General features: G+C 57.5%; 19 protein-coding genes and 1 tRNA gene. 13 read left to right on the plus strand and 7 right to left on the minus strand.

The window, feature by feature from the left end; translation table 11 throughout:
• The first annotated feature begins 111 nt into the window (after positions 1-111).
• From MHM97_RS07340 to MHM97_RS07350, 3 genes are all read left to right on the plus strand, one after another.
• Positions 112-588, plus strand: coding sequence for an Lrp/AsnC family transcriptional regulator (locus MHM97_RS07340; protein ID WP_239321349.1), 477 nt, complete (start codon positions 112-114; stop codon positions 586-588).
• Between the two features lie 52 nt (positions 589-640).
• Positions 641-1,210, plus strand: coding sequence for a tetratricopeptide repeat protein (locus MHM97_RS07345; protein ID WP_239321352.1), 570 nt, complete (start codon positions 641-643; stop codon positions 1,208-1,210).
• A 97-nt stretch (positions 1,211-1,307) separates the two neighbouring features.
• Positions 1,308-1,391 (plus strand) — tRNA-Leu (locus MHM97_RS07350).
• 91 nt (positions 1,392-1,482) lie between these two features.
• Here MHM97_RS07350 and MHM97_RS07355 read toward each other — a convergent pair.
• From MHM97_RS07355 to MHM97_RS07375, 5 genes are all read right to left on the minus strand, one after another.
• Positions 1,483-2,715, minus strand: coding sequence for a hypothetical protein (locus MHM97_RS07355; protein ID WP_239321355.1), 1,233 nt, complete (start codon positions 2,713-2,715; stop codon positions 1,483-1,485).
• A complete protein-coding gene (locus MHM97_RS07360; RefSeq protein ID WP_239321358.1) occupies positions 2,705-2,956 on the minus strand; it encodes a hypothetical protein in 252 nt (83 codons plus the stop codon). The genes MHM97_RS07355 and MHM97_RS07360 overlap by 11 nt, the downstream gene beginning before the upstream one ends.
• A gap of 80 nt (positions 2,957-3,036) precedes the next feature.
• Positions 3,037-3,480: a hypothetical protein gene (locus MHM97_RS07365; protein ID WP_239321360.1), complete on the minus strand. Its 444-nt coding sequence runs from the start codon at positions 3,478-3,480 to the stop codon at positions 3,037-3,039.
• A gap of 98 nt (positions 3,481-3,578) precedes the next feature.
• Positions 3,579-3,860 carry a hypothetical protein gene (locus tag MHM97_RS07370; protein ID WP_239321363.1) on the minus strand — a complete coding sequence of 94 codons (282 nt, stop codon included), beginning with the start codon at positions 3,858-3,860 and terminating at the stop codon, positions 3,579-3,581.
• A gap of 259 nt (positions 3,861-4,119) precedes the next feature.
• Positions 4,120-4,425 carry a helix-turn-helix domain-containing protein gene (locus tag MHM97_RS07375; protein WP_239321366.1) on the minus strand — a complete coding sequence of 102 codons (306 nt, stop codon included), beginning with the start codon at positions 4,423-4,425 and terminating at the stop codon, positions 4,120-4,122.
• A 96-nt stretch (positions 4,426-4,521) separates the two neighbouring features.
• On the opposite strand from MHM97_RS07375, the gene MHM97_RS22855 reads away from it, so the two are divergent.
• Together MHM97_RS22855 and MHM97_RS07380 are read left to right on the plus strand one after the other, a co-directional pair.
• A complete protein-coding gene (locus MHM97_RS22855; protein ID WP_370645689.1) occupies positions 4,522-4,743 on the plus strand; it encodes a helix-turn-helix domain-containing protein in 222 nt (73 codons plus the stop codon).
• Positions 4,740-5,063, plus strand: a complete 324-nt coding sequence (locus tag MHM97_RS07380; protein WP_239321369.1) for a hypothetical protein — start codon at positions 4,740-4,742, stop codon at positions 5,061-5,063. The genes MHM97_RS22855 and MHM97_RS07380 overlap by 4 nt, the downstream gene beginning before the upstream one ends.
• A gap of 8 nt (positions 5,064-5,071) precedes the next feature.
• On the opposite strand, the gene MHM97_RS07385 is transcribed toward MHM97_RS07380, so the two are convergent.
• Positions 5,072-5,545 (minus strand): hypothetical protein, encoded by a 474-nt coding sequence (locus MHM97_RS07385; protein WP_239321371.1) that lies wholly within the window; start codon positions 5,543-5,545, stop codon positions 5,072-5,074.
• Between the two features lie 92 nt (positions 5,546-5,637).
• Here MHM97_RS07385 and MHM97_RS07390 point away from each other — a divergent pair, with 92 nt between their 5' ends.
• Positions 5,638-5,901 carry a hypothetical protein gene (locus tag MHM97_RS07390; protein WP_239321374.1) on the plus strand — a complete coding sequence of 88 codons (264 nt, stop codon included), beginning with the start codon at positions 5,638-5,640 and terminating at the stop codon, positions 5,899-5,901.
• Positions 5,902-6,024: 123 nt separating this feature from the next.
• On the opposite strand, the gene MHM97_RS07395 is transcribed toward MHM97_RS07390, so the two are convergent.
• Entirely contained in the window at positions 6,025-6,270 is a 246-nt protein-coding gene (locus MHM97_RS07395) for a hypothetical protein (RefSeq protein ID WP_239321377.1), read from the minus strand.
• 117 nt (positions 6,271-6,387) lie between these two features.
• Between MHM97_RS07395 and MHM97_RS07400 the strand changes: the two genes are divergently transcribed.
• From MHM97_RS07400 to MHM97_RS07430, 7 genes are all read left to right on the plus strand, one after another.
• Positions 6,388-7,035, plus strand: a complete 648-nt coding sequence (locus tag MHM97_RS07400; protein WP_239321380.1) for a hypothetical protein — start codon at positions 6,388-6,390, stop codon at positions 7,033-7,035.
• A 216-nt stretch (positions 7,036-7,251) separates the two neighbouring features.
• Entirely contained in the window at positions 7,252-7,791 is a 540-nt protein-coding gene (locus MHM97_RS07405) for a hypothetical protein (RefSeq protein WP_239321382.1), read from the plus strand.
• Positions 7,788-8,456 (plus strand): hypothetical protein, encoded by a 669-nt coding sequence (locus MHM97_RS07410; protein ID WP_239321385.1) that lies wholly within the window; start codon positions 7,788-7,790, stop codon positions 8,454-8,456. Before MHM97_RS07405 ends, MHM97_RS07410 begins: the two co-directional genes overlap by 4 nt.
• A gap of 241 nt (positions 8,457-8,697) precedes the next feature.
• Entirely contained in the window at positions 8,698-9,627 is a 930-nt protein-coding gene (locus MHM97_RS07415) for a hypothetical protein (RefSeq protein ID WP_239321388.1), read from the plus strand.
• Between the two features lie 106 nt (positions 9,628-9,733).
• Positions 9,734-10,114 carry an HNH endonuclease gene (locus MHM97_RS07420; protein ID WP_239321391.1) on the plus strand — a complete coding sequence of 127 codons (381 nt, stop codon included), beginning with the start codon at positions 9,734-9,736 and terminating at the stop codon, positions 10,112-10,114.
• A gap of 108 nt (positions 10,115-10,222) precedes the next feature.
• Positions 10,223-10,663 (plus strand): phage terminase small subunit P27 family, encoded by a 441-nt coding sequence (locus MHM97_RS07425; protein ID WP_239321395.1) that lies wholly within the window; start codon positions 10,223-10,225, stop codon positions 10,661-10,663.
• Positions 10,650-11,667 (plus strand): terminase large subunit (locus MHM97_RS07430; protein WP_239321397.1); only part of this gene is annotated, 1,018 nt, incomplete at its 3' end. The genes MHM97_RS07425 and MHM97_RS07430, both read left to right, overlap by 14 nt.

Genomic DNA, 11,667 nt, shown 5'->3' on the forward strand with positions numbered 1-11,667 from the left:
TCTGATCCCCCTCGTCAGAGATTTTGACCCTTGTATCGCGTTCTTACTGGTCATTTGTCCCGATTGTCGCGATAGTACAGGACAAATGCGCTTATTTGCGGAGGGTTTTTGATGCAATCGCGCTTCCCCGGTCTGGATCGCTTCGACCAGGCGATTCTGCGTGAGCTGAGCCACAATGGCCGCAGTTCCGTGTCCGATCTTGCCCGGGCCATCGGCCTGTCGAAGTCGCCCACCCAGGCGCGGCTGAAACGGCTGGAGGCCGAAGGCATCATCCAGGGCTATCGCGCGATGATCGATCCGATCCGCCTCGGGCTCGACCACGTCGCCTTTGTCGAGGTGAAACTGACCGATACGCGAGAGGCGGCGCTGGCGTCTTTCAACACCGCGGTGGTGCAGGTGGCAGAGATCGAAGAAGTGCATATGCTGGCCTCGCATTTTGACTATCTGCTGAAAGTCCGCTGCCGTTCGATGTCGGATTTCCGCGCGGTGCTGGGCGAAAAGATCTCCTCCTTGCCGCATGTTTCCTCCACCTCGACCTATATGTCGATGCAGGCGGTGAAGGACGACGCGGGCCTCGGGCCGATGTAGCACGCGCAAATGTGAACTTGTCCGCGGCGGAATATGTGCCACCATGATAGTTATGTTTTTGCGTTTCGTGTTCTCCGCTGCTGTTGGTCTTGCCGTTCCGTCTGGTGTGGCCGCGCAGGGCTGTCCCGAGGCACCGGATCATGCGGCCGCGATTTCGGCGTTGCTGGCGGATGTGCAGGCGGCCGAGAGTGAAGGTGAGGCGCAACGGATCGGCAATCAACTGTGGGAATACTGGGCGGATGCGCCGGACGCCCGCGCGCAAGAGATCCTGGATCGCGGCATGACTCGGCGCTCCGCCTATGACTTACTCGGGGCGTTGTCGGATTTTGATCGCTTGATCGCGTACTGTCCGGATTATGCTGAGGGCTACAATCAACGCGCCTTTGTACATTATCTGCGCCGCGATTTTGCCGCCGCCCTGAAGGATCTGAACCGTGCCCTGGCGTTGTCGCCACAGCATGTTGCGGCGCTGAGCGGTCGGGCGCTGTCGCTTCTGGGATTGTCCCGTGTCGACGAGGCCAGAGTTGCGCTGCAAAAGGCGCTGGACCTCAACCCGTGGCTTCCCGAACGACATCTTCTGGGCCCGGGGGGGCCGCTGGAGGACGATGCGGTCGAGCTTTAGCGCTGGGACTGGACTGCGACTGGATCGCAAACCCCTGAAATTCCGATTGAACCCGCCCGCACGCAACGGTAGAGCTTGACGCCGAAGGTCCAGCCGCGCGGGCGTGGTGGAATGGTAGACACAGGGGACTTAAAATCCCCAGGCTTTAGCCGTGCGGGTTCGAGTCCCGCCGCCCGTACCAATCTGAAGATAATAGATTTTTTCCACTTAAAGATCTGCCTCGAAAAACGGTCGTTACTCGTCTGTTACTCGAGTTGTTACTCGTTCTGTTTTCACCCCCTTTTGGAGCGTACCTGAATCACGTTGTTTGCGGCTCCAGACCGGTCACGGGTGTAGATTGCGGTGGTGGTGCCTTGAGTGTGCTGGGCCGCGTGCTGCAGGGTCGTGGGGTCCACCAGAGACTTCGCTTCGGTGATGCCGCCAGACCGGGTGTCACGGATCTGCAGGTCGTCAGGGAAGGGATCTAGGTCAGCTTCGACACGTGCCTTATTTACCGCGCGCAGGGCCTCCTTGAATCCGCGGGATAGGACGCCATTCTTGGGTGGCTTGCCGTTTGGCATGGTGATTACCGGGCCGGTACGCTGATCCTGCGGGATCAAAAGCAGGCGCTTCCGGATCTCGGGGGTGTGCTTCAGGCTGAAGGTGTACGGTTCGGTCAAGCTCTTGCGGGTCTTGCTGATCACCTTGGTGAACGACGTGACGTCCTGATCGAACATATCCCACGTCACGCCGTCGACCCAAATCTGCCCGCCGTCGCGAATGCCGCCCTGCCTGTTGTCGGCCTTGACCCATTGCCCGTGCACGTCGACACCGCGCAGGATGAACTCGAACCGCATCAAAATGGCAAGCGCGAGATGGGGGCGGCCCATGCGGTCGGCCTCGGCCACAATGGCCTCGATCTGCTCGCGGGTGGCGTAACGTGATCGGCGGGCGGGGTTCTGGATGCGCACCTCCTCGCGGATCGCTTTCACCTTGGCGCAGTGATCTACACCGATCTTGATCCCGTGGGAGACGATCAAGCGCCAGTGAGTGAACCATTTCTTGACGTAGTGGGTGGAGCGCCCCTTGTCATGCATGGCTTTCTTCCACCGCATGATCCGCTCATAGTCAGTCTCCTCGATCAGCACATTGCCAATTGCCTGCTCGATATATCCCAGCATCTGCCGATACTTGTCCTGTGTTTGGGGCAAGACGTCATGGAAGGAACTGAACTCGTCTGACAGGTAACGGCCAATCAGCCACCCCCATGTGCCTGCCTTGCGGCCTTTCGCTTCGCCGTCAAACCATTCAAGCATCTCGCGAGTGAGGGCGCGGCAGTGAGCGGCGCGCTCCAGGTCAAGCCCGTCGCCTTTTGATCCGCCGAGTTTATATGTTTTGATGCTGTATCCAGCTTCGAGATACTTCTTGCTGGGACGCCATAGGTAGCTGTCCCGGTCTTTCAGGTACTTCAGGAACGGGGCATAATCCGGTTCGCTGTCGTCCCAGAGCGAGTTTCTAAAACGCATCGTGGTTCTCCGTGTGGTTGGTTTCCGTCAACCGCCCGGAGCGCGCTTTTGCAGATCTAGCGTTGCGTTCTCGCGCCCATTCCTCAACGGCCTCGCGGTGGCGCATGCCTATCGCGGGATCAATCTTGGGAAAGCCGTACTGACGTTCGAGTGTTTCACTGTTCGAGCGCAGCCATTTGACGTCATGGCCCAGCATTTTGGCTATGTCAGCTTCCTTTACGAATAGCTGCTGAAAGGGCATAAAATCTCTCTCGCTTCAGTGTCTTGCATTGGGCGGCGATCTAGGCGCCGCTCTATGCGGCAACCGCGCGGCGCAGTGCTTTAGCCATTGAGGCCACCTTGCACCAAAGTCGGTGCAGGCAATTGCCCATTGTAGGGGCAATCCGGGCGGCTATCGCTGGCGCGGCGAGGCAAGCGCGCGGTGGCGGTCTTGATCCAGTTGCTCAGGGCGCTTTGGCGGGATGTGCCGTCGCATTGAATGCCCATCAGATCGACCAGCCAGAGCGCTTCATCGTGGGTCCACGCTTCTGACATGGGCGCAGCAACGCGACCGCCGAGGTCTGAGAATTGTTCAGACCTCTGATGCATCGGGGTCGCCTTGAGCGTCTCCGTCGCGGCATAGAGCGCGAGCGTATTGATCTCAGTGAATGATGCGCGGGCGGTGGGCAACTTGGAGGATTGATCCGCCCGCGCCTGATCCGCACCGCAGGGGCGGTGCGAAACCTCGGGACAGTCGACGGCGCGCAATCCTCCAACGCGCCGCATGTGTTCAGTGGTCTCGGAGGGGCGGGGCCCTCGGGGTGCGTCCGCCATGGGTGCGGAAGCGTGCGAGATAGGGTTTGTCATTGCGGGTGCGCCTTGCCTTACGCCGCATGGGGGCCGTGCGGGGTGATCTGGCGATCTGCCATAACACGGCGGACCTTCTGGCCGACGCGGTCGAGAACCTGCTCGGTCGGCTCTGGCGTCGGCGCCGGGCGCTCGACCAGATGTGCTGCCCGCAGGCGCGCCGGGTCAAAGCCCTGGCCGCGCGCGGCCTTCAGAGTTGCCCAGGCTGTTGTGAAGAGATGCGGGCTGTCGAGGTGGTCTTCGGGTGAGCCTGCGATCTTCTGCGCGTCCCGCAGTACGGTTTCCAGTTTGTCTTGCATTCAATCCTCCATCGGTTGATGTAGGATAATATTCCTGTAGAGAATATGTCTGTCAAGAATAAATAGTCCTGACAGGACTAAATGGCATTGCGAGCAAGCGCTGGAGTGTGATCTCGACACTGTGAACGGTGCGAGTTTGACAATGCAAATCGAACACGAGGAGTCATGCCGCCCAGGTGGGAGGGTCGAGGTAGTACTATGAAAGAAGAGAAATTCAGGCTCGCGCTAGGTAGCATGACCCCAGATCAATTGAGCGAGTTTATTCAGGCTTTGTTTGATTCCGGTCTAGTACCGATTGCGCCATGTCCAGCCAGCCCTGTTGCCGATCCTCAGGAAGATCGCGAAACACCTCAATAAGTTTGAGCTCTGAGCTGTCCTGCTCTTCTGAGAATAGTTGGTAGAGCGGGACTTCAAGCGCCTGAGCGATGAGTTTCATGCTGCGTATGGTCGCACCATCCCAGCCTCTTTCAATCTTGGAAATAGTCGATTGCTCTAACCCTGCAGCCTTTGCGAGGGTGCTTTGGTTCCAGCCCTTCAGCTGTCGAAGTCTTTTGGTCGCACTCATGCTGCGAATATCCCACTAGAGAGCCGATGAGGCAAAACACCCTCAGGAATAATTATTCTTGACGAGAATATTCCGCTCCGGAATATTGTCCGCATGATGAACCTCTCTGAATACCTATCTAAAGCCGGGGTTACCCAATCAGAGTTCGCCGCGAGGGTCGGTGTCACTCAAGGGGTGATTTCGAGACTTTCCAGTGGTCACTCTCTTCCCGGACTTGCGTTGGCCGTTCGGATTGAGAATGCAACCAATGGCTCTGTGAAGGCTCAAAACTGGGTGCGAAACAGTTTGCCCGATACGGGTAAGGACGCAGCCGCATGAGCCGCCCGCGTCTAACCCTGATCGTGAACAATGATCTGCCATGCGACCAGCCTGGCACGTCAGCTGACCAAGCGTCTTGGTCAAATCAGTTGGACCCTTATGCGCTGAAGGTCAGCGCGCCTGACCTTTGGTCGGCCTATTTCCACGCGCGGTTCCACAGCCCGCGCGAGGTGGCGCTGTTCTGCGATGTGTCGTTTCAGACCGCGCTCAACTGGTGGGGCGCGGTCACTGCGCCCGCCAGCCATACCGCCTTGCTGATGATCTTGACCGATCCCGGCGCGGCGACGTTCTTTCAGGATCAATTGGCGAGGGCTGCGTGATGGCAACCTTAAACGATGGAAATGCCGCGATGGGGTTCGTACGGGACTTCGGTCGTACAGCGCGCGCAAAAAAGATGCCGGCTTTTGACTTGAAGAAATGCCTTCTTCCCGTCTTCGTAGCAGTTCGGACAAATGAAGTGAAACTCCGGATCATCATCTGGAAGGTTCTTCGGCGCGTAAGCAATGCCGCCAATTCCAGTTTTCTTCATACGGTAGTTGTCAAGCTGGGCACGGGATTGTTGCTCGATGCAGTGCGCCTCCAGCATCTGCGTGAGTTTGATCTTCAACTCCGCATTCGCCAGCTTCGCGTCAGCTACCTGCAGCGTCAGTTCGGCCAAGAGCGTTTTCATCTCTTCATCGCTACCCGGTTGCGACGATTGGAAAAGTCCTTTGATCCGTCCCGCGATGGTGACGAGGGTGTCCGTTGCTTTGAGGCCCGCGCCTGCGAGCTCAATAGCATCACTGAAAGTATTCGTGTCCAAAATGAAATCCTTCGAAAAGCATATGCCGAATTGGCTGAAATTCTGAGGGACTTCTCTGCTCGTCACAATACCAGTGCGAAGGAGAAGTTCTGATGGCTCAGGGTTTCTCGCCTCGGATCGAGCGGATTGCGTTTCAGATCTGGTGGCTGATTGAGGATACCGCCGGGGAATGCACCCTGCGGGAGATGGCCAAATTCACTGGCGCCTCGATGCAGACCTGTTCTCAGGTGTGCCGGTATCGCGGCTGGAGCGGGCGCTATCGTAAAGTCGCGTGTAGCGATGCACCGGATAACGGCCCCCAAATGATCGAAGCACTGGATGACGAGCTAACCAGCCTGTTCGGGGTGGCGGCATGAACAGGAGTGCACCACCTCGACCCGCCGAGCTCGCGCCGATCTTCGAATGGATCGCGGAAATTTGCGTGCGCTTTCATCATGAATACCAAGCCGAACAAGGGGTCGGCGCTCATCTGTTGGCTACTATTTGCGCAGATCCAGATGACCCTGATGCAGGGACTCTACCTCCCCCAGAACAAAGCGCCAAATCTGCACTTGAGGCGGCGATTTTGACTGCGTCACTGCCTGCAGAAGTTTTTGACGATCTTGCGGAGCGAGGCATTTGGACACGATTGGACGCAGGGCGCTCAGGGCAGTCTTGTATTCGTCACTCTGCGCTTCGAGTAGTTCCAGGCGCAGTTCAAGCGCTGCAATCTGTTCTTCGGTCATCAAAATCTCCTTTGAACAATATTGCTTGCGATCCTGAGGATCTGCCGCAGGAGGTGTCACGATGATCCCTCGCGTTGATACTGCCCCGTGGGGTTTGAGCGCCCGGAGGCGGACGCCATGATGGAAGAGCGATCTATTCGTGTGGTCTCGACCGATGATCTGCCGGAATATCCGCTGGGGTCCGAGGATCGGCTCGACAGCCATTACTTCATGGCCTGGGAACGGCGGCGCTGGCTCAATTCAGACATGCGGCTCAAGGGTACGCCGGAGTGCCGGGCGCTCTATTTTGATCTGATCAATATCTCTTACGATCAGACGCCAGTCGGCACGGTGCCGCAGGATCTGGAGACGCTGGCCAAGTTGCTGCTGGTCGATCCGGGACACTTTCGGGCGCTGTGTAAGCTGGACTATGGCCCGCTGCACAAATGGACACCCTGTATCTGCGAGGGAGGCGAGGTGCGGTTGATGCACCCGATGGTGCTGCGCACCCTCACCGAGGCGCTGTCACGCAAGGAGGACAACCGCGCCAAGCATGAGGCGGCCAATGCCGCTAAACGCTTGCAGCGCTTGCGCTCCACCGTGGCGGGCTACCACGCGGAGCTCGCCAAGAATGACGCCGCCATCCGCTGGATGGATGAATGGCTTGTCCAGGAGGGCTGCGAATACCGCAACGCCACCTGGATCGAACGCGCGATGCAGTCCTGGTCAACGCATATGTTTGACCTCGGGCAGGCGCGCTCCGGAACTCACCGAACATTGTCCTGACACTGTCCAAGACTGTCCGGCGGACAGTTCAAGACAGTCTCGGACAGTCTCGGACTGTCCTGCACGACAGGGATAGAGACAGAGACATAACAAAACAGAAGGACAGTCGCCGGACACATTGGCGTCGATGGCTGTGGATAACTCGGATTAGCTGAGAAATGAGGTGCAGAAATGGATGCAAAGGAACAGGCCGCCGGTGAGGCGCGGGTAAGGCGGTTGCTGGTCGAACCATTGGTGCGGTTGGGGCTGGCCAAGCCGACCAAGCTAACGGTCGCGCAGTTTGAGGCGATGATCGCGGATCTGTGCAGCAAGCTTGCCTATATGAGCGATCTCAACTTGCAGGCGTTGGCAGAACAGGCCGCGAGCATGCCAGCCGGGAAAAATCAGGATCAGTTTCCCATCGCGGCGAAAATCCTGCAGTGGGCCGCTGCGATCCAGCCGCCACCGGATGATGCATCACCACTGTTTCGAGCCGTGTTCTCTGATGGCCTGGGGCAGTCCGCGCTCGCGGAAGGCTGGGCCCCGGAGCTTCTGGGGCATTTGCGCAAATCCCGCATTTGGCCGCGCGAATATGATCTGAAGCAAATCCGCTCCCGGGCCGAAGATGCCCGCCGCCAGATCGTCCGCCAAGATGAACATGTCGCCCGTGGCGGCACCTTGACGGAGGCGGAATGGAATTTCCGAAAGGCACGGCGACAAGCGCAGGACAAATGCCAGCGGATTGCGGCTCTGGTCGCAGAGGTAGGTGAGCGTTGACGGTCGCAATTCGCAACAGTGCCCATGAAGCCGCGACCAAGCGCGCTGTTTCGGTGCGTCAGCTTATCGAGTGGGCGTTCCAGCGTGAGAAGGTTGGCATAGACTTCGACGAGATCGAGCGCGAGACTGGAGCAAAGCCTGGTGTCGGTATGGAATACATACTAATGGAGCAGGCACGGCTCGGCTGTCGGGTTCAGGGTGGTGGCACATCACCATCCCATCATGACGCTGATATTGTGGCCTCGACCTTGGCAGTCCTGCCCGAGAGCTGCGGTGGTCGGCGCATGGCGATCTGGATTGCAGAACTTGCGCGCGCTGGCCGGGTGCCTGAATGGCGGGCTGAACTGAGAGTGAGTCCCGTTGCCACCACGACCAATCGGCACGGAACGCGGGCGCGCACATCAGATGCCGCGCAACTCGGGGCAATGGGCTGGCCACATCAGGCCCGGCGCAAGCGGAACGGGAGTATCGCAATGGAGCCGGTGCTTTATTGTCCAATCGACATTCGCCCAACTGCGCGCGAGATCGCAGCGATGCGGCGAGGATATTTGCAATGGTGGTCGGCCTTGTTGGAAATCAAATCAGCGCTTCAAATCAGCCACTTAACCTCTCATGTGGTGACGAACGCTATGCCTTCAAGCGCTCCATGGAAGAAAACCGCTTGACGAAATCCTAGCCCAATTGACATATTGCAGTCACCCAACGTGCGCCCGAAGCAGAGATCCTGCTTCGGGCGCGTTTCGTTTGGACTTACTGCATGTTGCGATCAGTCAAACGTAAACTGGATGATTCGAAACTTGGTTTGTGATGGTGGTTGTGCCAACCTAAAATTGGAAAGATTCTTCGATCAAAATTCCAAGACACACGCCACTCATTGTGGAGATTAGTCAATCCGTTGGAGGTTACATGAAGCTTAAGGCCTTTTTTTATTCCACTTTGTTAGTGTTTCTGTCACCGGCCCAAGTGCTCGCCGAGCCTTCGTACCAGCTTGTTGTCCCATCTGGGTTCTACAAATTTGTTGAACAAAGCGCGCCGCAATATTCTTCAAATATCGACACATCAATGGGGCTTGATACGCCGGAACTTCAATTGATGAGTGAAGAGCGTAGGAGGAAGGGGATATTCAATTGGTTTAAACCCAAACCCCGCCCGAGACCTGATCCAGCGACCCAACAACAGCTTGAGATGAAGCCAGACTTTTTCACTAAGGGTAATGGCACAGCATTGCTTGCCGTGAACGAGGTTACGGATGGTGAGGTGAAAAGAGTAGCATGGAACCAGCTGTCCAGCGACAGGAAGCAGTCTTTGCTGAGCCATCTTCACTCTGAAGTCGTGATTAGTGACCAGGCTATGAACTTTGGGTTGTTGAGAAATATTGGCGGTGTTCGTACCAGTACAGGTGAGTACACACTCAATTATCAAGCGATGCGAAGCATTCATATGCCTTGTTCATCGGACGACATTTCATCGGGTTATCTAATCTACGGGATCGGGGCAACGGTCACAGTGAAAAGTAGGTTCGCGGAAGCGGGTATTTCACTCTCCTTGGATGGTGTTGCAAACGCAGTAGATTTCAAAAATCAAACTAGTAACGCTAGCATTGAGGTGAATATTTTCGGCTTAAAGGACCCGAGTTATCTATCTGGTTTGAAGAGTTTCTTCGAAGGTGATGTAACTCATGATAATCTCAAGCGAGCGTCTTCGTTTATTACAGCGGTTGGGGCGGAAATTGGCGACGAAGAAAACTGGGGAGACCCTGTTTTCGTTGGAATCGTAGACTCCAAAAAGGCAGGTGAGTGTAGACGGCTTCTATTGGCATCTCGAAGCAAGCCATAGAGAGTAGGTCGTTTCAAAGCATGCTTCTCCTCTAGGCTATGAGCGCTCGCGGGAAACCGACGGGCGCTCTTTTGTTGTACATTCCAGAAATCGAGGGGCTTATCCCGTGGCGCGGTTGAAGATCTGCGCGGCGTCAGGTTGCGAGGAGTTCGCTTTGCCTGGGCTGTCGCATTGCGAACAACATGAGGCGGATCGTCAGGAAAAGCTGAAGGTACGACGTGCGAAGGCACAGACCTCTGAGGCGGCGATTGCCGCGCGTGTTCTCTATGCCGATCCCAAGTGGAAGGCGGCGCGTATCGCTTACCTGCGGCAGCATCCGCTGTGCGTTGACTGCGGCGAATTGGGCGTGATCGAGGCCGCTACCGACGTCGATCACATCATCCCGCACAAGGGTGATCCGAAACTGTTCTGGGTTCGCTCCAACTGGCAGGCCCTCTGCCACCGGTGCCACAGTCGCAAGACTGCGCGCGAGGTCTTCCAAGGGTGACCGGGGGGTGTCTGAAAATCAAGCGCGGTAATGCCGAAACCGGCGGGGATACCTTTGTTTTCGTGCGCGGGAAATTGAGGAAAAAAACCCACTTTGAAAGGGGGGTACATGAAGGGGCGCAAGCCAAATCTTGAAAATGTCATTCCCATGAAGGGGGATATGCCGAAAGAGGTTCCGGCTGCACCGGATTGGATGGACGAAATCGCCCGCGATGTCTGGGATGAGCTGGTGCCGGAACTGGTCAAGAAAGAGCGGATGGAGCTGCTCTTCAAATATCAGTTCTCCAGCTACTGCGTGGCGGTGGCGAACTTCATCACCTCGACCAACACCGTGGCGATGGAAGGTCAGTTCTATGACACGGGTAAAGGGCGCAACGGCAACCAGAAACGGCACCATCCGGCGCTGAAACTTCAGGAAGCGTCGGCTGCCACGATGCGGCGGGATGCGGCATTGTTTGGCCTTTCTCCTGTTGATGAGGCACGCCTCGGCGCCGGATCGCAGGGCGATCTCTTCGATGAGGTTATGAAGCAGCTCAATGGAACCGATTGACCACCCGGTCTCGCGCTATGCTGTCCGGGTTGTAGAGGGGGACATCGTCGCCGGTGATATGGTCCGCATGGCGTGCGAGCGTCACCTTCTGGATCTGGAAACCGGCGCGGATCGCGGGCTGTACTTTGATTGCGAGGCCGCAAGCCGGATCATCCGCTGGGCCGGAATGCTGCAGCACACTACCGGCCCGATGGGGGGCAAGCCCTTGGTTCTGGAGCCGTGGCAAGAGTTTCGGCATGGGTCGGTGTTCGGCTGGAAACATCGCGAGACCGGGTTGCGGCGGTTCCGGTCCACCTATCATCAGGTGGGCAAGAAGAACGGCAAGACCACCGACACCGGCGTGCCGATGCTATACACGCAACTCTTTGACGGGGAGGCCGCGCCGCAGGGGTATTGCGCGGCGACGACAAAGGATCAGGCAGGGCTGCTGTTCAAGGAAATGAAGCGCATGATCAAGCGCTCACCTTTCCTCGGCCAGTTCATGAAGGTTTGGCGCACGTCGATTGAAACGCCGCGCACGGATGGCTCTATTGCGTGTTTGAGCCGTGACGGCGACAGTTCGGACGGGATCAACCCGTCCTTCCTGGCGCGGGACGAAATGCATCGCTGGACGGATCGCGAGCTGGCCGACACCATCGTCGAGAGTATGATTGCGCGGGATCAGCCGATTGACTGGGTGATTACCACTGCGGGCCAAGATCGCAATTCGCTCTGCGGCGAGATCCGGGGGTATGCGGAAAGCGTCCTGCGCGGCAAGGTCACCGACGACAGTTTTTTCGGGTATGTGGCGGAGCCAGCCCCGGATTGCGACCCTTCTGACCCGGTTGCCTGGGCGATGGGCAACCCGAACCTTGGCGTGAGTAAGAAGATCGAGGCCATGCAGTCCACGCTGCGATCCGCGCTGGCAATTGCGGGGAAGATGCCGAACTTTCGCCGCTTCCACCTGAACTTGTGGACCGAAGGCGCGCAGACCTGGATCGCACCGGATGTCTGGGACAAGGGTA

It is taken from the genome of Epibacterium sp. Ofav1-8 (assembly GCF_022348185.1).
GTDB lineage: Bacteria > Pseudomonadota > Alphaproteobacteria > Rhodobacterales > Rhodobacteraceae > Epibacterium.

Coding starts and splice junctions, on each gene's coding strand:
- MHM97_RS07340 (WP_239321349.1), top strand. CDS start 112: ATGCAATCGCGCTTCCCCGGTCTGGATCGCTTCGACCAGGCGATTCTG.
- MHM97_RS07345 (WP_239321352.1), top strand. CDS start 641: ATGTTTTTGCGTTTCGTGTTCTCCGCTGCTGTTGGTCTTGCCGTTCCG.
- MHM97_RS07355 (WP_239321355.1), bottom strand. CDS start 2,715: ATGCGTTTTAGAAACTCGCTCTGGGACGACAGCGAACCGGATTATGCC.
- MHM97_RS07360 (WP_239321358.1), bottom strand. CDS start 2,956: ATGCCCTTTCAGCAGCTATTCGTAAAGGAAGCTGACATAGCCAAAATG.
- MHM97_RS07365 (WP_239321360.1), bottom strand. CDS start 3,480: ATGCGGCGCGTTGGAGGATTGCGCGCCGTCGACTGTCCCGAGGTTTCG.
- MHM97_RS07370 (WP_239321363.1), bottom strand. CDS start 3,860: ATGCAAGACAAACTGGAAACCGTACTGCGGGACGCGCAGAAGATCGCA.
- MHM97_RS07375 (WP_239321366.1), bottom strand. CDS start 4,425: ATGAGTGCGACCAAAAGACTTCGACAGCTGAAGGGCTGGAACCAAAGC.
- MHM97_RS22855 (WP_370645689.1), top strand. CDS start 4,522: ATGAACCTCTCTGAATACCTATCTAAAGCCGGGGTTACCCAATCAGAG.
- MHM97_RS07380 (WP_239321369.1), top strand. CDS start 4,740: ATGAGCCGCCCGCGTCTAACCCTGATCGTGAACAATGATCTGCCATGC.
- MHM97_RS07390 (WP_239321374.1), top strand. CDS start 5,638: ATGGCTCAGGGTTTCTCGCCTCGGATCGAGCGGATTGCGTTTCAGATC.
- MHM97_RS07395 (WP_239321377.1), bottom strand. CDS start 6,270: ATGACCGAAGAACAGATTGCAGCGCTTGAACTGCGCCTGGAACTACTC.
- MHM97_RS07400 (WP_239321380.1), top strand. CDS start 6,388: ATGATGGAAGAGCGATCTATTCGTGTGGTCTCGACCGATGATCTGCCG.
- MHM97_RS07415 (WP_239321388.1), top strand. CDS start 8,698: ATGAAGCTTAAGGCCTTTTTTTATTCCACTTTGTTAGTGTTTCTGTCA.
- MHM97_RS07425 (WP_239321395.1), top strand. CDS start 10,223: ATGAAGGGGCGCAAGCCAAATCTTGAAAATGTCATTCCCATGAAGGGG.